19 protein-coding genes and 1 other RNA gene are annotated in these 22821 nt (G+C 31.2%); 9 read left to right on the top strand and 11 right to left on the bottom strand.

Annotated features, from left to right (window positions below):
• Positions 1-462 precede the first annotated feature (462 nt).
• Together ABD935_RS07955 and ABD935_RS07950 are read right to left on the bottom strand one after the other, a co-directional pair.
• Positions 463-2199 (bottom strand): TonB-dependent receptor, encoded by a 1737-nt coding sequence (locus tag ABD935_RS07955; RefSeq protein WP_345191286.1) that lies wholly within the window; start codon positions 2197-2199, stop codon positions 463-465.
• A 76-nt stretch (positions 2200-2275) separates the two neighbouring features.
• Positions 2276-5311: a tetratricopeptide repeat protein gene (locus ABD935_RS07950; protein ID WP_345191285.1), complete on the bottom strand. Its 3036-nt coding sequence runs from the start codon at positions 5309-5311 to the stop codon at positions 2276-2278.
• Between the two features lie 176 nt (positions 5312-5487).
• On the opposite strand from ABD935_RS07950, the gene ABD935_RS07945 reads away from it, so the two are divergent.
• Genes ABD935_RS07945 through ABD935_RS07925 form a run of 5 tightly spaced genes read left to right on the top strand, consistent with a single transcriptional unit; the run spans position 5488 to position 10088 of the window.
• Entirely contained in the window at positions 5488-6216 is a 729-nt protein-coding gene (locus tag ABD935_RS07945) for a glycosyltransferase (protein WP_345191282.1), read from the top strand.
• Position 6217: 1 nt separating this feature from the next.
• Positions 6218-7567: a glycosyltransferase family protein gene (locus ABD935_RS07940; RefSeq protein WP_345191281.1), complete on the top strand. Its 1350-nt coding sequence runs from the start codon at positions 6218-6220 to the stop codon at positions 7565-7567.
• A complete protein-coding gene (locus ABD935_RS07935) occupies positions 7560-8243 on the top strand; it encodes a cell division ATP-binding protein FtsE (protein WP_345191280.1) in 684 nt (227 codons plus the stop codon). The genes ABD935_RS07940 and ABD935_RS07935 overlap by 8 nt, the downstream gene beginning before the upstream one ends.
• A 2-nt stretch (positions 8244-8245) precedes the next feature.
• On the top strand, positions 8246-9133 hold the full coding sequence (locus ABD935_RS07930; RefSeq protein ID WP_345191278.1) for a glycosyltransferase family 2 protein: 888 nt from the start codon (positions 8246-8248) through the stop codon (positions 9131-9133).
• Position 9134: 1 nt separating this feature from the next.
• A complete protein-coding gene (locus ABD935_RS07925) occupies positions 9135-10088 on the top strand; it encodes a glycosyltransferase family 2 protein (protein WP_345191276.1) in 954 nt (317 codons plus the stop codon).
• On the opposite strand, the gene ABD935_RS07920 is transcribed toward ABD935_RS07925, so the two are convergent.
• From ABD935_RS07920 to typA, 6 genes are all read right to left on the bottom strand, one after another.
• Positions 10078-11163, bottom strand: coding sequence for a glycosyltransferase (locus ABD935_RS07920; RefSeq protein WP_345191275.1), 1086 nt, complete (start codon positions 11161-11163; stop codon positions 10078-10080). The genes ABD935_RS07925 and ABD935_RS07920 overlap by 11 nt on opposite strands.
• Positions 11160-12521: a phosphoethanolamine transferase gene (locus ABD935_RS07915; protein WP_345191272.1), complete on the bottom strand. Its 1362-nt coding sequence runs from the start codon at positions 12519-12521 to the stop codon at positions 11160-11162. Before ABD935_RS07915 ends, ABD935_RS07920 begins: the two co-directional genes overlap by 4 nt.
• 241 nt (positions 12522-12762) lie before the next feature.
• Positions 12763-14055: an O-antigen translocase gene (locus ABD935_RS07910; protein WP_345191271.1), complete on the bottom strand. Its 1293-nt coding sequence runs from the start codon at positions 14053-14055 to the stop codon at positions 12763-12765.
• A gap of 55 nt (positions 14056-14110) precedes the next feature.
• Complete coding sequence (locus tag ABD935_RS07905) at positions 14111-15412, bottom strand: O-antigen translocase (RefSeq protein WP_345191268.1); 1302 nt, start codon at positions 15410-15412, stop codon at positions 14111-14113.
• Positions 15413-15610: 198 nt separating this feature from the next.
• Positions 15611-15844, bottom strand: coding sequence for a uroporphyrinogen decarboxylase (locus ABD935_RS07900; protein ID WP_345191266.1), 234 nt, complete (start codon positions 15842-15844; stop codon positions 15611-15613).
• Positions 15845-17644 carry a translational GTPase TypA gene (typA, locus tag ABD935_RS07895; RefSeq protein WP_345191264.1) on the bottom strand — a complete coding sequence of 600 codons (1800 nt, stop codon included), beginning with the start codon at positions 17642-17644 and terminating at the stop codon, positions 15845-15847.
• 142 nt (positions 17645-17786) lie between these two features.
• On the opposite strand from typA, the gene ABD935_RS07890 reads away from it, so the two are divergent.
• A complete protein-coding gene (locus ABD935_RS07890; protein WP_345191263.1) occupies positions 17787-18146 on the top strand; it encodes a hypothetical protein in 360 nt (119 codons plus the stop codon).
• Positions 18147-18178: 32 nt separating this feature from the next.
• On the top strand, positions 18179-18997 hold the full coding sequence (kdsA, locus tag ABD935_RS07885) for a 3-deoxy-8-phosphooctulonate synthase (protein ID WP_345191261.1): 819 nt from the start codon (positions 18179-18181) through the stop codon (positions 18995-18997).
• 1 nt (position 18998) lies between these two features.
• Here kdsA and ABD935_RS07880 read toward each other — a convergent pair whose 3' ends face one another.
• On the bottom strand, positions 18999-19376 hold the full coding sequence (locus tag ABD935_RS07880; RefSeq protein WP_345191259.1) for a DUF1801 domain-containing protein: 378 nt from the start codon (positions 19374-19376) through the stop codon (positions 18999-19001).
• A 32-nt stretch (positions 19377-19408) separates the two neighbouring features.
• Here ABD935_RS07880 and ABD935_RS07875 point away from each other — a divergent pair, with 32 nt between their 5' ends.
• Entirely contained in the window at positions 19409-19639 is a 231-nt protein-coding gene (locus ABD935_RS07875) for a DUF1361 domain-containing protein (protein ID WP_345191256.1), read from the top strand.
• A gap of 3 nt (positions 19640-19642) precedes the next feature.
• On the opposite strand, the gene ABD935_RS07870 is transcribed toward ABD935_RS07875, so the two are convergent.
• Together ABD935_RS07870 and ABD935_RS07865 are read right to left on the bottom strand one after the other, a co-directional pair.
• Positions 19643-20422 carry an SDR family NAD(P)-dependent oxidoreductase gene (locus ABD935_RS07870; RefSeq protein ID WP_345191288.1) on the bottom strand — a complete coding sequence of 260 codons (780 nt, stop codon included), beginning with the start codon at positions 20420-20422 and terminating at the stop codon, positions 19643-19645.
• A gap of 32 nt (positions 20423-20454) precedes the next feature.
• On the bottom strand, positions 20455-21657 hold the full coding sequence (locus ABD935_RS07865; protein ID WP_345191254.1) for an NAD(P)-dependent oxidoreductase: 1203 nt from the start codon (positions 21655-21657) through the stop codon (positions 20455-20457).
• Between the two features lie 312 nt (positions 21658-21969).
• On the opposite strand from ABD935_RS07865, the gene ssrA reads away from it, so the two are divergent.
• Positions 21970-22364: a transfer-messenger RNA gene (gene ssrA, locus ABD935_RS07860) on the top strand.
• Positions 22365-22821 lie beyond the last annotated feature (457 nt).

The following is a 22821-nucleotide window of genomic DNA, read 5'->3' as shown; positions in this document are numbered from 1 at the left end:
TGAAGAAATATGAATAATACTCCAATCCTTTTTAAAAATGAATAGTTTTTGGACTTACTTCTGAAAGTGCCTGACAAGGTCAAAACCCGAAATTCTGTTATTTTAGATTCCCGTTTTCACGGGAATGACAATTTCAATTGAAACCCCGAGGCAGAGCCTAGAGGAATTCTTTTCGATTAAACCAAGATTAAGCAATTTAACCTTTTGCAACGAACTTTACGAAATTTCAAGAATTTCAATTTATAGAATATGCTCTTAGGCAAGCCCGCGTTAAGGATTGAGGCATTTGTTGGAGCTCCTCGCAGAGAGCGACTGCCGAAAGCCTGACCCCTTTTCGGGGTAACGCCCAAATAAATCTCTTTTTAATTTCTATCAAAATCAGTATGGCTTAATGAAATTCAGACCTTCACGGGAATGACAAATCTTATGAGACCCTGAAACAAGTTCAGGGTGACGCAAGCGTCAAAAATCAAACTTATAAGTTGCGCCAGCTAAAAACTGAATACTTTGTACGGGGAAACTTTGCCATTTCTGATAGCCTTCATCTGCTATATTATTAGCTTTTGCAAATACGGAAAACTGCTCATTTATATGATAGCCGACATGTGCATTGGCATCAAAATAACTTTCTAAAGTAACATTAGTCACCAAATCTTCTGGTAAAAGTGTGCCTTCTAAAACCAACTGGTCTTGACGCTCTCCGATATAAAACAAATTAGCACCTGCAAACCAATGGTCGTTAATTTGATAATCCAAAAACAAAGTACCTTTTACATCTGGTAAGTTCCAAGCTTCGGATTCATCATCAGTAGAATAGCTGAAATATTCCGCTTTTATTCCTAATTTAAAGTTTCTATTAACATCCACATTTATTTCTCCTGCAACACCAAACGTATCTACATCGTCATAGACCATTCCAAAAGAATTTCCATAATCATAAGGATTTTGAGGTGCTAAATTTCTAATGGTATTCGTTTTATATAGCGCTTTATTTCTATCAGACAAATAACTTCCGCTAACATTATAACTCATGTTACTAGACAGTTTTCCTTTTAAACCAACGTAGGCATTGTATAATTGGTCTGTTGGAGCAATAAAAAGCGTTGGTGATACAAACGGGTTTTCATTTGCAAATCCACAATACGAGTTCTGAATTAAATCGCCTTGAATACCTCCATATGCAATCAATACATCGTTAACCAACCTATAACTAGCCGTGATATTTGGATACACAAAAAATTTACTATCACCAGATTCTTTATCATTTAAATAATATAACGACACCCCTAAGTTAACCGTTAAATCATCTTGTTTTAATTGATACGTTGGCGAAATACCTATTTGGAAATTACCATAATTCAGCTCTTGGTTTGAAAAATAATTGCTATCGAAAGTACCCCCTAAGTAATCAATCTTAATGTCTGTTGAAATTTCCACATCATTAATAGGGACATCAACTTTGGCTTTTGCAATAAACCTGTTTTCGCCAGAACCTTGATCATCTCCAAAGCGTCTAAAAAAGAAACTTGCTGAATTAATATACGTATCCTCAAAAGTAATATCACCACCAAAATGTGCATTATAAAAAGAATGACCCACTTTAATATTATTAGCTTGTGCTTGTACAATTTGGGACTGAGGAACACCATACCAATTGTACATTTGGTGCTGAAAACCAGCTTCTACATTCCATGCTAAATCCCTTAATCTATTTGAGTAGTTCAAATTGACTTTTGAGTTTGAAAAATCATCATCAAAAGATAAGCCTTCTATGCCTCCTGCCGATGAATGATGACTCACATAGCCACCAACACTTTCGTTTCTATTAATGGCATGATTTAAATAGACTTCACCTAAAACAGTCGTGTACGTTCCTACGCCTAAAGTGGCATAATTGTCAAATAGTTTTGCTGGCGCTTTCTTTTCTACCACAGCAGCTTTTCCTTTTGCGGGTGTAAAGGTTGAAGCTACTGGAAACGAAAAAATATTATACTTAATTTCTTTTTTTGTTTCGGTTGTTTCATCATCTAAAGCCGGAATTTCCTTTACCTTAAAGGCATCTGAAATTGTTGGTGCATAAGGTTTCACAACGTCAATAACACCAGTGTTTATGGTATCATTTTTAGTTCTTTGAGAAAACCCAAAACTTACACTTAATAAAAGAATACCTGTAAATATATTTTTTATGTGCTTACGCATATTTGATTTTTTTTGATTTACGATTGACGATTTTTGATTTATAAGCTGTGGTTGAGCATTCCGACTGAAAACTATTTTACTCTGGTTGAATTGATGAATTTGTTTTAGCTTCTTCTCTTTTTATTTTAGAAAGTTCCGATTTTGCTTCTGAAACCACATCATCAAATTCTGAAAAATTCTGAATGACACTTTCTAAAATATATGTGGCCTGAAACGCATCGTTTAAAACATAATAATTCTTAGCCATAAGCACTAAACCTTTGGCACTATAATACTTATATCCAGAAAAATCTTTGGCTAATTTCTGCACTGATTTATTAGAAGCTTCATGCTTGCCTTCTTTATTTTTAAAATAGGCGTTGTAATACAGGGCTTCGGCTGCTGCTTCACCCGTTGCTACTTTTTCGACTTTAGCGAAGGCTATTTTAGCTTTAGCCTCATCGCCTGTTTTTATGGCAGAACGCGCCATGATAATATGGGCATCACTCTTAATTTTATTGTCAATTTTAGAACTCCCTAAAACCTTTTCAGCATAAGACACCGCATTATCGTAATTTTCTAATTGATAATTTGCTTTCATTAAATTAGACTGCGCAAACACCATATTTTGTGGATAGTTGGCTTCTTCCTCTAAGCGTTGTAAAATAGGAATGGCTTTATTCCAACTTTTGCTTTCCAGATAAAACTGAGATAAACGGGATAAAGCTTCTTCTGTAAATTCACTTTGAGAGGCTTCAATAACATGTTTATAATGTGGTGCCGCATTTTCTAATAGATCTTTCTTGTAATATAATTGTGCAACATAAAAGTGTGCTTGCAAGACATGTAAACCATTTGTAAATTGATTTAAATACCCATTAAACTGCTTTATGGCTTTGTCTGTATTATTGTCTAAATATTGTTTTTCGGCAGCCTCGTAAGTGGCGTTATCCAAATCGGCATCGGTTACCTCAACATAATCTAATTGCTTAACCCAATTAGCATATTCATCAACTCGACCTAGGTCAATATAAATTAAACGGGCTGTTGCAACCGCTTGAACCGCCTCTGGTGTTCCAGGGTAATCGCCTGCCACTTTTTTAAATTTGGTTAAAGCACGCTCATTTTCACTACCGTTATAATACACCAAACCTTGTCGCAATAAGGCTTTTGGAACAAATGAACTCATTCGGTATTCACTACTTAGCTGGTTATAAGCTTTCATAGCTTTGTCTATTTCATTTGTTTTTACATAAGAATTACCAAGGTCATATAAGGCATCATCACGTAATTTTGACTTCGGATATTCAGAAATAAACTGCTCTAATGCTTTTATTTTTTTTGAAGATTGTCCTGTATAACCAATACTTATGGCTTTTTGAAAGGCTGGATAATCTGAATCTATTTCATTTAATTTAATCGCTTTGTCGTAAGCTGAAATAGCGCTTTGATATTGGCTAGAGACGAAATGACCGTCGCCTAAACGCAAATAGGCATCATTCAATCTTACTTTATCTTCTTTTTTATTTGAAATGAATTGATTGAAATATTCGGTTGCTTGTCCATAATTTTTTAACTTAAAATAGGTGTACCCTAAATTATAATCTATGTTTTCAATTTCTGGTGTAGATGACGCTTCTGTTTGTTGTTTAAATTGTTTGAACCCAATTAACGCATCATCGTAATTGGTTAAGTTATAATCCGCTTCTGCTTTCCAAAAGGTTGCTCTAGCTGTATAGTTTTGGTCTTGCGGTTCTTTTAAGGATGCATCAAAAAGAGATTCGGCTTCTTGATAATTACCTTCATTATAGAGTTCTAAACCTCTATAAAACGCAACTTTTTGATAAGCAACTTTGTTTTCAAAACTCTTTTTGCCTTTAAGTAAATTAAGTGCTTCTTTATAATTTTTTGAAGTAATATAAGAATCAATTAAAAGTGTTTCAATTTCCTCTTTATAATTGGTATCTGGATATTTTTCTAAATAGCCCGCTAAAACTTGAGGTGCAGATTGATACGGATTCCCTATTTCATAACTAATCTTAGCATAATTTAACCAAGCATCTTCTTGAATTTTCAAATCAAAATTCATTTGTGATGCATTTCTAAAAGCATTTAAAGCTTCCTGTTTTTTATCTAAGTTGATGTAGCTCTCCCCTAAATGATAGTAAGCATTCTGGGCAATAGAATTGTTTCCTCCTACTATTTTATTGAATTCGGAAATGGCCTTTTCGTAATCCTTTTGTTTATAATGAGCATAACCTAATTGATAATAATCCGTATTATTCCATTTTCCTGCCTTATCTCTTTTTCCTTTTCGCCCTTTATATTTAGTTAAAAACGGAATAGCTTCAGCATAATTTTCTAAGTTGAAATAACTTTCTCCTATAATTTTAGAAAGTTCGGAAACTTCATTCTCATCGTTAGATTCTAATCGTGCTTTTGCTAATTCAATAGCTTTTTCAAATTTTGCTAGTTTGAAGTTTAAATCTGCCTGATAATAAGATAGGTTTTCCTTGTAGCGTTCTTGGTCACTTACTTGGTCGAAATATGCGTTGGCTTTATCATAGTCATCACCTTCATAGGCCATAAAACCAATGTAATACTTAGCCTGAGAACCAAATTCTGTTGAATTTTCTACGCGACTCAAATATTTCTTTGCATCTTTATATTGCTTAGTTGAAAATGCCGTATAACCATTATTAAAATAGAATTTTTCTTTTTCTTTTGTGCCTAAAGCATTTTCATCTACTTTATCATACCATTTTCTTGCGTATGCATATTTAGAATTCTCGAAATAATAATCGGCAACATCTACAAATGCCGTATTGCGTTTGGTACTTGTTGGATACTCTTTTACAAAACCTTCTATTAACTGATCTGCATTTTGCTGATTTAATCGCACCGCACAATTGGCTATATAGTAGGTGCAATCGGATTGCAGAATGGTTTCTTTAGATGTTTTTTTAACACTATTAAACAAAGACTGAGCTGCGCGATATTGTTGATTATTATAAAGCGAAAGTGCCTTTTGGTAATCCACCAAATTATTAGTATAAGTAGCCGATTGTTGTGCAATAAATTGAAAACTAAAACTTAGAGCCACTATTAGTGAAACGATACTTTTTTTAGTCATTAACGATTCGTTTTTTAATTAAAAATCAAAGATAATTCAAACTAAATGCTATAACGTAATAATCATGCCATAATTATAAACGGAGATATTAAATGTTCAATCTCTCTCATTTTATTATTATATATTTACAACTTACAAATGAATTTTAGAGCAATTGATTCATCAATTTATATTTTATGCAAAATGAATGCATTATAATTATTCCTTGTTTTAATGAAGAGAAAAGACTAGATATCAATGCTTATCAATCTTTTCTTAACCTTACAAAAAGTTTTAGCATTTGTTTTATTAATGATGGCAGTACAGACAACACCATTGATTTACTAACTCAAATAAAAAAGAACTCACCTAACACTATCTTAATTGATTTAAAAAAAAATTTGGGAAAAGCCGAAGCTATAAGACACGCTGTTTTACATATTGAAGGTGATTATAAACATATAGGTTATTTAGATGCAGACTTATCTACACCTTTACAAGAATTTGAAAGGCTTTTTAAAAACAAAAGACCACATGCAGATTTTGTTTTTGGTTCAAGAATGAAAAAGTTAGGAACCTCCATTAAACGAAGTTTCGCAAGACACATATCAGGAAGAATCATTGCCACAATTACTGATGTTTATATTTTAAAATTACCCATATACGACACACAATGTGGTGCTAAATTGATGACTACCCATTTAGCAAAACAACTTTTCAAAAGACCATTTGTTGGAAATTGGTTATTTGACATAGAACTCTTTTTAAGAGCACAAAAAATTATAAACCCTAAGACTTTTATAACAGAAGTAGAAGAATTTCAACTTATAGAATGGTACGACCGAGGCGGGTCTAAAATCAAACTAATAGATATCATAAAACTTCCATTAGAATTATATAAAATACGTAAGCACTATAAATCTTAATATGTTAAAAAGGATAAACTATTATATTAACAACCACACTTTAAAAGCTTTATTTTTTAGTTTAATTATATTACGACTTATCGTTTTATTTTTATATGGTTCTGTAACTATTTTTCCTGATAGCAAAGCCTATATTGCTCTTGGTAATCGTTTATTAGAATTAAACCTTACAGACTACTCTGGCAGGCGAACACCTGGGTTTCCATTCCTAATAGCTATTTCCAATAATATTTTAGGTATAACTGTAGCTATACAATTAATACTTGGAGTTATAGGGTCATACTTCTTTTACGACCTAGTTCGTTTAAAAACCCATTTAAAGACCTTTGCGTTTACGGCTACTCTATGTCTAAACCTATTTATTCATTTTATCTTTTTTGAATTTGCTATACTTACTGAAGCACTATCTGTTTTTTTAATCATTCTTATGTTTTGGTATATAGAAAGATATAAACTTTTAAAATTTGATACCCCTGTAAAACATTATTTTATTATTTCCTTTATATTTAGTTGGCTTTATCTTATAAAACCATTCTATATCTATTTCCCAGTAGGATTTACCCTTTTTTATATTGTTAATATTATTATAAATAAGAAAACAAAAACAGACCTCTTATTAAAATCTATATGTATTCTTATCGTACCATTAGTTAGTTACTACAGTTGGAATATGGTTAATAAAAAAAATACAGGTTATTTTAATAACACGTTTTATTTAGGTCTCAATTTATCACAATTAGCAACAACTTTTTTTGATAAAGCTCCAGAAGAAGACAAACTTATTCGTGATATTTTTGTTAAACATAGAGATTCAATCAACAAAGTAAAACCATTTGATTTGCCAATGAGTGTTTGGTATGCTTATGATGAACTTTTGGAAAAAACACGGTTAAGTGAACAAGATTTATGTAATGAATTAGGAAGGATTTCAAAAAATTTATTCAAGAATCATCCTGATTTGTATGTAAAACAAGCTATTATTTCTTGGACTTTATTTTGGGGATATGGTGAAACATTATTAATTAACAGAGAAAAATTTAACAGTGAATACTTTAAATTTTTTATTTTAATTATCTGGAATGGATTTATAAAATACCTACTCATCCTTTTTTATGTTCTATTCTTACTATTTTCAATAAAAAAATTATTTCTTTTTTTTAAATCAAAATGTATAGTTTATGATTTTGACTTGTTAGTAATATGCATTGTACTTTGTGGGTCTATAGCACAAGCTCTAGTAGTTTATGGTTCTAACAGTAGGTATGCTTTTCCTTATTTACCATTAATTGTCTATTTTGTGCTAGTAAAATTGAATCGTTTAAAATCAATAAAAAACATTAATTATGTCTAATGCCATACTACAATTAAAAGACGCTTCTATTTTTCAAGGAGAGAGCCTTGTTCTTTCTAATGTTAATGTAGAAATTAATAAAGGAGATTTTGTGTACTTAATTGGAAAAACGGGAACTGGGAAAAGTAGTTTTATGAAAACGCTCTATGGTGATTTACCTTTAACTGAAGGCGAAGGACATATTGTGGATTTTGATTTAAAAAACCTTAAAGAAAAGGACATTCCGTTTTTAAGACGAAAACTAGGTGTTGTTTTTCAAGATTTCAAATTATTAATTGATAGAACTATAAACGATAACTTACTTTTTGTACTTAAAGCTACAGGTTGGAAGGATAAAACAGAAATGAAGACGCGTGTTGAAGAGGTGTTGACTAAAGTAGACATGAAAACCAAAGGGTTTAAATACCCACATGAACTTTCGGGTGGTGAGCAACAACGTGTTGCTATTGCTAGAGCTTTGTTAAATAATCCAGAACTGATATTAGCCGACGAACCAACGGGCAACTTAGACCCTCAGACCAGTGTTGAAGTTATGGAAGTACTTCAAGACATTAACAAAAACGGAAATACTATTTTAATGGCTACACACGATTATGCTTTACTCCTTAAATATCCAAGTAAAACTTTGAAGTGTGATGAGAATCAGGTTTATGAAGTAGTACAACGGAAAAATTAATTATGCTTTCAATATTAATTCCTACATATAACTATGACACCTTTGAGCTTGCTCTGGAGTTACACAAACAAGCCATTAAAGCTCATATTGTTTTCGAACTTTTAGTTTATGACGATGCCTCTACATTACCTATTATAAATAACACTAAAATTGAAGATTTAACTTTTGCCAAATTTAGAGCGTTAGAAAAAAATATTGGGAGAAGTGCCATTAGAAACTTATTAGCAAATGATGCTAAATACAACTGGCTTTTGTTTTTGGATGCTGACACAAAAATAATTAACAAGAATTTCATTCAAGTTTATTTAAATGACATTAAAAACACTTCGAGTCAAATAGTTTATGGAGGGATTTCTTATCAAAAAAATAAACCTAGCAATAATCAAATGTTACGATGGGTTTATGGAAAAAAAAGAGAGGCTCTAAAAGTTTCAGACCGAAATGAGAATCCTCATTTAAGATTTCTAACTTTAAATTTTTTATCGAAAAAGGAAGTTTTTAATCATATCAAATTTAATACAGACATCCCAAATCTTAGACATGAAGATACATTATTTGCTTTGGATGCAAAAAAAAAGAATATCAGTATAAAACATATTAACAACCCTGTTTTGCATTTAGGTTTAGAATCTAGTGTAGTCTTCTTAAAAAAATCTGAAGAAGCCACAAATGTCTTGTATTCATTTGTAAAACAAAAATTAGTAAAACCAAAAGATACTGCATTATCTCGTTTTGCTAATTTATTAACTAAATACAAACTTCATTTCATAATAATTCTTATATATTCAGTTTTAAAAAACCCTATTAAAAAGCAGTTATTATCAAACAGCCCTTCTTTAATATTATTTGATTTTTATCGCTTAGGATATTATTTAAGTTTACCAAAATAGAATGGATCCATTTTTTTCCGTAATAATCCCGCTTTATAATAAGGAAGCATATATCGCAAGCACTATTAACAGTGTTATAAATCAAAATTTTACTGATTTTGAAATTATTATTGTAAATGACGGTTCGACGGATAATAGCCTAGAAGAGATTAAAAAACATTTTAAAGATGTTGATTTTATTTCAATATTAAATCAAAAAAATCAAGGCTTATCGGCTAGTAGGAACAACGGAATTCAAGCTGCTAAAGGAAAATTAGTTGCTTTATTAGATGCTGATGACTTATGGGACATTCAATTTTTATCAACTATAAAAGCATTATATGACACTTTCCCCAATGCTTCAGTTTTTGGAACGGATTATATAGAACAACATACAGAAAACGTTCAAATAAAAACTAAAAAAAATGTAAATAGATATTTAAAAAACACGTCTTTTTTAGTTGACTCTTTTTTAGAAGCTAACATGCACCAACTTTTATTCTGCCAAAGTAGTGTAGCCTATAAAAAAGAAGTTTTTAATCATATCCAATTTAACAAATCCATTAATTATGCTGAAGATATTGATTTTAATATATTAATCCATTTACATAAGTATCAAGTGGCCTACCATTACAAACCCCTAGCTGTTATTAGATTAAATATTGACAATCAATTATCATCTCAATCCATAAGTAATAAAACCCTTCCTAATTTTGAGTCCTATGAATCTTTTGCTTTAAAGGATTTAGAACTCAAAAAATATCTTGACTTTTATAGATACTTTTTTGCTGTAATTTATAAAATAGAATTTAATCGTGAAAAACACAATCAGTTATTAAAAAATTTAGATAAAAGCAATATTAATTTTACTCAAAAGCTTTATTTGAATTTACCTGTTTTTTTAATAAATAGTATTAAAAAAATTAAAAACTGGCTTTTAAAAAGGAGTATTAGGATTACTTCTTTTAAGCGTTAAAAACAGCTTCCCAATCTTTAATTATTTCTTTACCAGAAAATTTCCCCATAGAACTTGTGGCATTATTAGTCAATCTTTTATATAATAATTCATCTTCCTGTAACAAATCAATACTTTTTTCTAATTCATGGAAGTCTTGGTCTTTAACCAAAAGTCCATTTTCTTTATGAATTATCAATTCTGAAGGGCCTGATTTGCAATCAAAAGAAACTACAGGCTTTCCCAACGTAAGAGTTTCAAGTATAACTAATGGCATACCTTCATATTTGCTACAAAGCACTAAAAATTTGCATTGTTTTATATAATCATATGGGTTAGGAACAAATCCTAATAACTTAACACTAGATTGCAAATTATTAGCTTCAATTAACGCTTCAAGTTTTAACCTATCTGGACCATCACCTAAAATAATCAAAGGAATCCCTTTTTTGAATGTTTTAGTATTTTTATAGCTCAATATAAGTTTATCAAATTGCTTAACAGGATTATTTAGCCTTCCTATAGCCAATACGGCATTATTTGGAATATTATTTGGTGGTGATTTAGATGTTACGAGCAAATCCTTATTTACAAAATTGGGAGTATACTTTACATTATTGAATGTGTGATAAGTTTTAAGTTCTGCTACAATATCGTTAGATACGGCTGCAATTGCTTTAACTTGACTATAAACCTTTTTAAAGATAGCACTTTTTGGTATGTGATAAGCAATATTATAATGCTGAATACTCATTACCATTTTTCTAGATTTAAATACAAAAAGATGAAGCAAGGATTCCATAATAAATCTATTGCGCATCCTAAAATCCACATAAAAATCTGCATTAATGGATTTATAATATTTTCTAAACAATACTACTTTTTTTAATTGTTTTATCCACTTAACGGATGGTTCGTTGCGTCCTAAATTATATAGTTCTCCTGTATACTTATAGGTAATATCATCTCTAAGAGATATAATTGATACTTTATATCCTTTTTTTTCCAATAGAAAAGAAAAAGATGCTGCTACTTTTTCTGCTCCACCACCACAAAAACAATCAACTATAATGCAAATATGTTTTTTATGATTCATTTAAATAATGTTTCATAATCTTTACTTTCTAAAATAATGCGTTTTCTTTTAATAAAATTATTACTAAAAACACTTCGTGTACTATCTACAAATAAATTTTTGAGTCCTGAGATATGAGCTATGCTGTGCCATAAGTCATCTGTCATATATTTTCTATTTTCATCAAAAACGTAATCGTTTGGATATGCAAACTGATTACCGTACCACATAACAAATGGTATTTTAAAAGTATTTTTAGTTGGTCTATCCTCTAAATGTCCATAAAAATTATCATCTTGAAAAACCTCTTCTCCATGATCTGAAAAATATAAAAGGTATTTATTAATTGTGCTTTCCCTTTTTATCTTATCCAATACACTATCAAGAATAAAATCTGAGTATTTTACAGCATTATCATAAGTGTTTATTTTTTGATGAGCCATTTCACTATTAAATTGAGTTTGTGGTTTATCCTTAAAGACATTAAACTCATTTGGGTATCTATTTTCATATGAGAAATGAGCTCCAATTAAATGTAAAAAAATAATTTTATTTGGAGCTTTATCTTTTAAAGCTTCATCTATTTTATATAATAATTCCCCATCATGCTTTAAATTATTCATAACAGCTTCCTTAGAATTAAAGAATATTGATTGTGCTTGATTTGCAACTCTAGCTAAATTACTACCTGGATTAAATGCTGGGCTATGGTTCGATATCCAAAACGTTTTAAACCCAGACTTATTGAATAAAGTGGTAATTGGCAAGGCTAAAACTTTTTTTGGATCCTCATAATTCCCTAAGGTTAATGCTTTACTTAAAGAATGAAAAGTAGACGTGTTGGGGCTTATTACGTCCTTGTATATACTTAGACTATCCCTGTTATTATAAAAAAACGGAGTGGTTTCTCTATAATAACCATATAATTGCATGTGTGCGGACGTAACAGACTCTCCAATAACTACAATAAATGTACTATTTAAGCTACTGTTTATATTTTGAAATAAGACCGAATTTGCATCAATTTTAGCATTGAAATCATCAATATACTGTGTATCCTTATAATTTAATATTAGTGAACGACAAATCAAATAAGGTAAATTATGGACTACTATTAAAGAGAACTTAAACACTGTCAAAAAAAGAATAGCAATAATTCCTGTTTTCAAAATCTTTTTCCTTTTTAATTGGTACTTAGAACCAAAATCAAACACACAATTAACGATAGATTTTAGTTTTAATAAAGGCATTAAAAATAGTATAGTTACAATAACTAAACGCGTATTTGAATATTCCTTAACAAACTCTGTTAACTCATCCGGATTGGTATTTAAGAAAACAAAAAATGAAGATGGCCCGAAATGTATTTTAAAATTCAAATACATTATTGTTTCAAACCAAAACATACAAGCGACAAAAATTATAAAAAGGCCATAAAGGTTGCGCTTTATAGTATTGTTATTTATCTGACTTATTATAAAAATAACAAACGCAGTAAAAAGTAGGTTCTCAACTATATTATAAAATCTATAGAAAGAAAAAAAATGAAATACCCCTTCTAACACATATTCTAGAATAAGCCAATAAATGAAAACTAATAAATATATTTTACCTTTCAACTTAAACATTGATTTTGGTTAACAGCGACTTCCTAAATACAAACAACATCAGCATAAAATAAAAGAAATAACTAATGGCATGGCCAATTACCGCTCCTTTAATTTCAAACCTATCAATAAAATAGATACTGAAAAAATATATGGCCGTAACATAAAATAACTCGCCAAATAAATACCAAAACAACATCTTTTTAGCTTGCATTTGGTAAGCGATTGCAAATGATACTATTTTAAAAAAATCTCCTACAAGCTGCCAAAAAAACAATTCTTGTGTTGGGAGAAACTCTTGGGTTAAAGTAATCCTTACAATCCAATACCTAAAAACATAAATTACAACAAAGCCCAAAACCACCATAGGTAAAATGGTTTTATAAAATTGGCCTATCAAACTTTTAAACCCTTCATCTGTTTGGTTTTCTGATAATTTTGGCAACAAATACAATGAAAAAAGACTCATAACAAACACTAGGTAGTATTGTGATATTTTAATCATAGCTTCCCAATAACCAGCTTCTTTAAGCCCAATATTTTCAATAATGTAATTCTTAACTATTACATGTACAATTGGTATTGTTAACGCCGTAAATATAGCCATAATCACAAATGATGATAATCCGCTAAAATATGTTTTAGAAACATTTGAAATAGAAATACTACTAAAAATCGATTTGATATCCTTAACCCAAAATAGCGTTATAAATAGTAAAATAGATGGCACAGTTATAATTGCAATAATAGCACCTTCTAAATTATAAAAATAAAGTAAAAGCACAACGATTACAACATTAACAATATAACCAATAGTATTAATCGCTATAACACGCTTATACTTGCCTAAACCATTAATAATTGACAAAATAAAAGTATTTAAAGTAAATAAAGGAAGTATATAAGCCAATATTTTAATAGCATAACCATAATCATTGATTCCAAATACTAAAACGCTGAAATAATTAGAAAAAAAAATTAAAACCAAAGACACAACTACAGTAAATACCGTTACTAAAAAAAAAGATGTGGAAATAATCTTTTTAAGTGCTAAATCATCATTTTTATTCTCGGCAGTATATTTTACTACACCATTTTGTGCGGCACTAACAGAAATGCCCTGACAACTTAATAAAAAACTTCTTAAATTTCCAGTAAGCGCCATGCCTTGCGGAAGTAAAAAATAAGCAACAGCTTTAGATAAAACAAAACCCGAAATTAACCTTACAAAAATGCTTAAAGAATTAAAAGATGCCACTTTAAGCAACATATTCTTTTTAAGGTCTTGTTTAATTTTTTTAATCATTTAAATATAAATACCGCTTATTTGATATCAATCTTATTTTTTGTGATGGAAAAAACTATTTCTTTTCGTTATCTATACCAAAAAGAGAACTTCCGAAAATAAGCAATATAATACCATAATACATAATATAACTGACAAAATGTGCAACAACTGCCCCTTTAACATCATCGTATAAATTAATAAAGTAAACGCTGGTCGTGTATAAAATAATAATGAGAAAAGCTTCTGTTAAAATATAATGCCAAAACATTTTCTTTGCTAAAAATTGATAAGCAATAACTATGGATAAGACTTTTACAAAATCACCTAATAGTTGCCATAAAAACAAATCTTCTACTGGTATAAATTCTTCAGAGAAGACTGCAATTATTATATAATGCCTTAATAAATATATAATTAACAATCCAACTGCTAAAATGGGCACAATCGTTTTATAGAAACTAAAGACTTCTTTTTTAAACGTTTTAGTATCATCAATTTCTGAAAATCGAGGTAAAAGATACAGTGCCACTAAAGAACTAACTAACATTAAATAATACTTAGATATCCTAGTCATAGCTTCCCAAAATCCAGCGTCTTTATAACCAATATTTTCTATAATATAAGATCGGATGGCAATAGCAATAAGCGGTAACAAAACTGCTGTAAAAAGCGCCATTATAGAGTAAGGGCTCAATTTTTTAAATACATTAAAACTTACATTGCTTAACTTTATGAGTGGCACTAAACTACGCCTGTTTACAATACCAACAAGAGTGATTAAAAATATTAATGACTCGGCAATAGCTACCGATATTAAAGCGCCATCTATTTTATTTTGGTATATTAAAAGTAATGCAATTGAAACACTTAAAGTCTGTCCTATTATGTTAATAATGATGAGAATTTTATACTTTGAGAAACCATTCATTATCGAAAATGAAAACATATTTAAAGCATAAAAAGGAAGTACTATGGCAAAAATCTGAATAACATAGGCATAATCGCTATAGGTAGGAAATATGATAGTATTTATCCATTCGGCTTTAAAATAACAGAAAAAAGACACCATAATGGTAGAGATAAAACCAACATAATACACTGTAGAAAGTGTTTTACTTAATTCTATTGTATTCTCTTTAAACTCAGAAATAAATTTTACAGCACCTTTATATAAACCAAGCGTTGCCACAGATTGAAAAGCACCAACAAAATTACGTAAGTTACCTATCAATGCCAATCCAACAGGTCCTACAAAAACTGCAATAGCCTTGGATGTTAATAATCCAGCAATTATTCTGGTTAATACTGAGGCACTTTGCAGCGAGGCCGTTTTAACTAAAACCTTACTATTTATATAATCTATTAATTTTTTCAATTAATATGCGTTTTCTTTACTCGACTTAAGTTTTTAAAATGACACACAATGTATTGTAAACGCCGAAAAGAACACAATATTCTTTTGTGATTTTTATAAAGGTATAAATATACAAAATGATTTATCGTTTCTAAATTTTCTTTTACGTTTACGTAAGAAATTATCGGCTAAACTTCGAAATAAAGAAACTTATTCCAATTACGCTTTCTTTTGAAGCAAGTAGTACAAATTAATACTAAAAATAGCGATATTAGTAATAATTATAGGCTTTGACAATGGTTGAAGCAAAAGCCCGTAAAGCACAAATAGTAAACACCCTAAGGAGTTTACTATTCGTAATTTATTAACAGATTTCATTAAGAATGAGACTAGAACGGTTGCCATTGCCACGTAACCAATCCACTCTACTAATGAAACCCCAAAGAATTCCATTTATATCGATTTGTAACGCTTTCTATCAACTTCTGTTAAATAGATTTTACGTAAACGTAAAAAGTTTGGCGTTACCTCAACATATTCATCTTTTTGAATATACTCTAAAGCTTCTTCTAAAGAGAATTTAATTGCAGGAACAATTTTAGCTTTATCATCCGCTCCAGAAGAACGAACATTACTCATCTTTTTTGTTTTTGTGATATTAACAGTCATATCATCACCACGAGAATTTTCTCCAATAACCTGACCTTCATAAATATCTTCACCTGGATCAACAAAAAACTTACCTCTATCTTGTAATTTATCAATAGAATACGGAATAGCTTGTCCTTTTTCCATAGATACTAAACTACCATTTTGACGTTCTGGAATACCTCCTCTAAGAGGTTGGTATTCTTTAAACCTGTGCGCCATTATAGCCTCACCTTGAGTTGCCGTTAATAATTGGTTACGCAGACCTATAATACCTCTAGAAGGCACCATAAATTGACAAACCATGCGCTCACCTTTAGCTTCCATGCTTAGCATTTCTCCCTTACGCATAGTCACCATCTCAATAGCTTTACCTGAAACTGTTTCGGGTAAATCGATTGTCATTTCCTCAATAGGCTCACATTTTACACCATCAATCACTTTGATGATTACTTGTGGTTGCCCGATTTGAAGTTCGTAACCTTCACGACGCATAGTTTCTATTAAAACCGATAAGTGTAATACACCACGACCAAAAACAATAAACTTATCTGCACTATCTGTATCTTCTACTTTAAGTGCCAAGTTTTTCTCTAGCTCTCTAGCCAAACGGTCTTTAATATGACGAGATGTTACATATTTTCCATCTTTACCAAAGAAAGGCGAATCGTTAATGGTAAATAACATACTCATTGTTGGTTCATCTATGGCAATAGTTTTCATGCCTTCAGGGTTTTCCCAATCGGCAACCGTATCACCTATTTCAAAACCTTCAAGACCAACAATGGCACAAATATCTCCTGTTTGTACACTATCAACTTTTAAACGCCCCAAACCTTCAAAAACATGAAGTTCTTTAATTTTAGATTTTTGGATGCTGCCATCTCTTTTTACTAAAGAAATATTCTGACCAACTTTTAATCCACCTCTCATTAGCCGTCCAATAGCAATTCTTCCTGTAAAAGAAGAAAAATCTAAAGATGTGATTAACATTTGTGTTGTTCCTTCTTCAATTTTAGGAGCAGGAATATGTTCAATAACCATGTCTAATAATGGCTCAATATTTTCTGTTTCGTCTTTCCAATCATCACTCATCCAGTTGTTTTTGGCAGAACCATAAACCGTTGGGAAATCTAATTGCCATTCTTCAGCACCTAATTCGAACATTAAATCAAAAACCTTTTCATGTACCTCATCTGGTGTACAGTTTTCTTTGTCAACTTTATTGATAACCACACAAGGTTTCAATCCTAAATCAATTGCTTTTTGAAGTACAAAACGTGTCTGTGGCATAGGCCCTTCAAAAGCATCTACTAATAATAAAACACCATCAGCCATATTTAATACACGCTCAACTTCACCACCAAAATCGGCGTGACCAGGTGTATCGATAATATTGATTTTTGTGTCTTTGTAAACTACAGAAACATTTTTAGATGTAATTGTAATACCTCTTTCACGTTCCAAATCGTTATTATCTAGAATTAAATCACCAGTATTCTGATTTTCTCTAAATAGTTGACAATGATACATGATTTTATCAACCAAAGTTGTTTTGCCATGATCTACGTGTGCAATAATTGCAATGTTTTTAATATTAGCCATAATAGTGCCTTATTTTAAGCGTGCAAAGGTACGTGTTATTTAGTTAAAAAAATGTTATATTTATTAGCATTTATACTTTTTAAAAAATGATTCCGTTAATTTTAGTAATTCAATCACACTAGAACAGTAAAAAAGCGTAATTATGTCACTAATCAATAAATACACAAACCTTATACCTTACCTTTATTTTATTGCCATTACGGCTTATTGGTTTACCATGGTAAATAAAATCGAAGGTATTACCGCCTACCCAATTTTATTGTTTGGCATTCCTTTTTTATGGCAAATCATTAAGCCTAATCATAGGCTTAATTTCACTCTTGGAATAACTTTTGTTTGTATTTCTTCGTATTTAATTTTAGCGTTTTTATCCGATGCATTTAAAATTATAGCGCTTTCTTACCCCATTAAACAACTTATGATTTATGGTGGGTTATTTGTTTTTGCTAATTTTATCATGGCACTATGGATAATAAGAAATAGTTTAAAAGAACGTATTTAATACGTAACTTTGCTGCTTAAATTTTAAAGTACATGCACCTTAGCGACGTTCCGAAGTTAAAACACACAAATTCTGATAATTTCTTTTTATTATGTGGTCCCTGTGCCATTGAAAGTGAAGACATGGCATTACGTATTGCTGAAAAAGTAGTCGAAATCACTAATAAATTAGAAATTCCTTATGTTTTTAAAGGTAGTTTCAAGAAAGCTAATAGAAGTAGAATTGACAGTTTTACTGGAATTGGCGATGAGAAAGCTTTAAGAATTCTTAAAAAAGTTTCTGACACTTTTGATGTTCCTACAGTTACGGATATCCATGAAATTAGTGATGCCTATCTAGCTGCACAGTATGTTGATGTATTGCAAATTCCTGCTTTTTTGGTAAGACAAACCGATTTATTGGTTGCAGCGGCAAAAACAGGAAAAGTGGTGAACTTAAAAAAAGGTCAGTTCATGAGTCCAGAAGCCATGAAGCACGCTGTACAAAAAGTGAAAGATGCTGGTAACAATAAAGCCTGGATAACCGATAGAGGCACCATGTTTGGCTATCAAGACATGATTGTAGACTTTCGTGGCATTCCTACCATGCGCCAATATGCGCCTACCGTATTAGATGTTACCCACTCTTTACAACAACCCAATCAATCTGCTGGCGTTACTGGTGGCAGGCCAGACATGATAGAAACCATTGCCCGAGCGGGTATTGTTAACAATGTAGATGGTCTGTTTATTGAAACCCATTTTGACCCTGCTAATGCCAAAAGCGATGGTGCTAATATGCTTCATTTAGATAATTTAGAAAACCTTCTAACAAATTTAGTGGCCATTAGAAAAACAATTAATAGCCTTTAAACTATATGAACCAAGCCCTTTTACTTTTTTTAAGTTGCTCAGCGGCTGCATGCAATAGTGCTACAAAATTTTCTTGATTTAAATCTTCAATAGATTTTAATTGAATAGAACGAACCTGCTTGCGTTTATTATCATTTTTCAAAATAGGAAAATCTTTTTCAAGAAGAATGCCTTGAACAAAACCAACATCAACATAATTTTTTCCCTTTAAAATATTCAAATAGACCATAGGCTTTTTTTCAATATTATAAAACGGGATTTTATAACTATACCTTTCTTCTACTCCTGGAAGTGTATTTAAAATAACATCTCTAACATAAAGCATGATAGATTGATACGGTTCCTTTTGTTTTATAAAATATTCGTCTACAGGTTTCATAGTTTGGTTTCTTTTTCCTTTAGTCTTTTTCTATGCTCTTTTTCATATTTTTCCTTACAGGTTTCGGTGTCTATTTAGGCCGATTTTTACGCTATAATTCTTGGAAAGTAATAAGTAATCCTATGTATTTACTCATTGATATTATAAACACAGCAATACAACCACTCATTCATAAAGAAGCTTGGTTGTTTACTATACTTTTCGGAACGTTCTTGGGAGTAGGGTTTTGGATGTTTAAACAATTATTAAAAGTGGAACTCTGAGAACTAATCCTCCCTGTTTTTTGCTTGAATTTTTCTAACAATAGATGTGGCTGTATTTCTGGGAATAAATCGAGGCAAGGCAGCTAAAAACTTATTGAACCCTCCGGGAATGGCATACGACTTTCCTTTAAGCATGGCCTTATAGCCATAAAGTGCGACTTCTTTGGCACAGGCCATATTGAATTTTAGTTTGTTGTCGTAGGTGTTTTTCGAAACAGTTTCTTGAAAAGATGTTTTTGTTGGCCCTGGACATAGTGCTGTTACCGTAATACCTGTACCTTTAAGCTCATTGGCAATGGCTTCAGAAAATGATAACATATAACTTTTTGAAGCGTAGTAAATAGACATTAAAGGCCCTGGCTGAAAAGCTGCCAAAGATGACATATTTAAAATTTGGCCCGAACCACATTTAATCATATTTTCTAACACCAATTTAGTTAAATGGGTTGTTGTTATGATATGCACATGCAACATAGCGGATTCGCGCTCCCAATCGGTTTCTGCAAACGAACCAAATAAGCCAAAACCTGCGTTATTTATTAACACATCAATTGGAATATTATCAATATCATCTATAATTTCTTGGGCAACATTTGGAAGGCTTAAATCTTTGGTTAACGCAACAACCTCAACATTAAAACCATGTACTATTTCAGCTTTAGTTTTTGCTAAATTCACGGCATCAACATCTACAAGTATTAATTTATAAGCATCTTTTGCTAATAAAAGTGTTAACTCATAACCTAATCCTGATGCAGCTCCTGTTACTAATGCCGTTTTAATATTGCATGTGATTTAAAATTATAACAAAAATATTAGTTTCCATCTACATAATCTTGCAAATATGAGAATCTTTCTGTCAATTTTCCGTTTTCTGTGATTTTGGCTCGCTGTAAAATACCATCAGCATCGTTATTAAAAAATGCAGGAATAACATGTTGTAAAAACTGTTCACCAAATCCTTCACTGGCATCTTGTGGGAGTTCGCATGGCAAATTATCTACTGCCATAACGGTTATAGCTTTTTCATCTTTATAATCTATTTCAGATTCTGTTTGTGGGTCGTAACCATAAATAGGGTCTCCTATGGTCGAGGCGCGAAGCGTTGTTGCCACTGGTCCATCAACATCGCAACTAATATCGGCTACTACCTTGATATTGAAATCTGAGGATTTCACATCGTTTCGCGTGTATAAAAATGGGGCACCATCTCCGTAAAAATGACCCGTGATATAATAATCGGTTACTTTGGCAAAACGCATAAAATCGGACTCATAGTCTTGTGGATTATTGAAAAAGTCAAAGTTACCTATAACCTTTCCATCTTTACGTTTGTTATAGTCTAGTACGTCTATTTTACAATATACAGGTTCGTTATAAGTATTGTTTAAATAATCTTTAACCGAAACATTTTTAATGCCCATAGCATCCAACATTTCTTGTGCGCCGTTCGACACTTTACCACTTCCTGTTAGCAATATTTTTATATTAGGTAATTGTATTTTATTTAATTCTGAAATTAAAGCAGCTTGGTTTGGTAAAGACCCTGCTTTTGGTAAATTCCATGAATTATATTTTAATCCCCATGCCCTAAACCCGTTGTATGCTCCAACTATACCTGCATAACGACCGAATCCTATTAATCGAAACCCTTTTTTGTTAACTATGGTTTCGTGATCGTAGAGTTCTATATTTTTTTCTAAAATGGCTTTTAGTAGTTTCTGGTTATAGGGTTGCTTTTTGATGGTATGCGAAAAGAAAAAGTATTTTTTATTTGGAATAAGTGCGTCTATTGGGACTTCTTTTACACCTATCATAACATCGCAATCTGAAACATTATCCGTGACTTCGAATCCTGCTGCTCTATATTGTTCGTCTGAAAACACACGAACGTCAGATGATTCTACTTTAAAAGTGGCTTCCGGACATTGTTTTTTAGCTTGTACTAATTTTGCTGGTGAAAATACCACGCGACGATCTGGTGGGTTTTTACGCTCTTTTATTATGGCAAACTTCATAAAGTTACTTTTTTAACTGACACTAATATGATTTGGTATAAATTTTGCTCTAAAATACTCGGATTTACAAGGGTATACAAACTTTTTTGATAACTTTGCACTCCGCGTTAAGGATTGAAGCGGCATCCTTTTGCTTTTTTGCAAAAGATATAGCGGAAAGCCTGACGCACTTTTGCCATTAACAGCAAAAGTGGGTAACGCTAAAATAAAATTTACTTGGAGAGTTCCCGAAATACTGAAATAAATTCAGCACAAGCAAGTTCGGGATTAATTCAATTACGTAAATTAAAAATTTACTATTTCATTAATAATGGGGTCGACTGGTTTTGACAGCGAGATTAATTGAACGGTAAGCACGTCGTGTAATGGCATTGAAACACGTAAAAGGCTAGACCAAATTTTAAACGGCGAGAATAACTACGCTTTAGCTGCATAATCCGAATTATAGTAGGATTGGCCTAGGTACACAAGGTGTACAAGCTTTATGTCTCCGGAAAGCCTTGATTGACGGCGTTCCATTTTGAGGCATCGTAAATGTCAATATAGATTAGGTAGCGCTTTGATGCCTTTTTGAAACTAAAGAAGATAAGTTATAAGTGGGTTGTCTTTAACCAGCTTATAATCGAAAATCCAAGAAAAGAATAAACGTGTAGAAAGCTCTTTGGTTACTTGTTTGGACGAGAGTTCGATTCTCTCCGACTCCACATTGACACCTTGTAAATGCTTTGGTTTACAAGGTGTCTTTATTTAGTAATTGTTCATAGAAGTCATTCAATTAAGAAAACAAGAACATTTTAAAAGTTTTATAATACGAGAACACGATTTTTGTTTGACTGGCACAAAGATGTTGTTGGACAATCTGGCTTTAGGGCTTTTAATACCATAGCAAATAGTATAACTTTGAATTATCGCTCTATATAAACTATTTTATCAATCGCAGTACCAACGCATCCGTTGAATCCTTTAATGCCAAAATAAAAAATCATCCTTCTTTTTATTAAAAAGCATAAAACTAAAAAGGCACTTTCAGAAGTAAGTCCAAAAACTATTCATTTTTAAAAAGGATTGGAGTATTATTCATATTTCTTCAATTTTTTTTAATTTTCATGATTATTTTTTGGGTTTGTTTACCAACAAGACGTAGCTATCCCTGTTTTTTTAGTT

The organism is Algibacter agarivorans, from assembly GCF_039543245.1.
Classification (GTDB): domain Bacteria; phylum Bacteroidota; class Bacteroidia; order Flavobacteriales; family Flavobacteriaceae; genus Algibacter_G; species Algibacter_G agarivorans.
The sequence above is the reverse complement of the archived record's forward strand: the minus strand, read 5'-3'. Positions and strand labels throughout refer to the sequence as shown.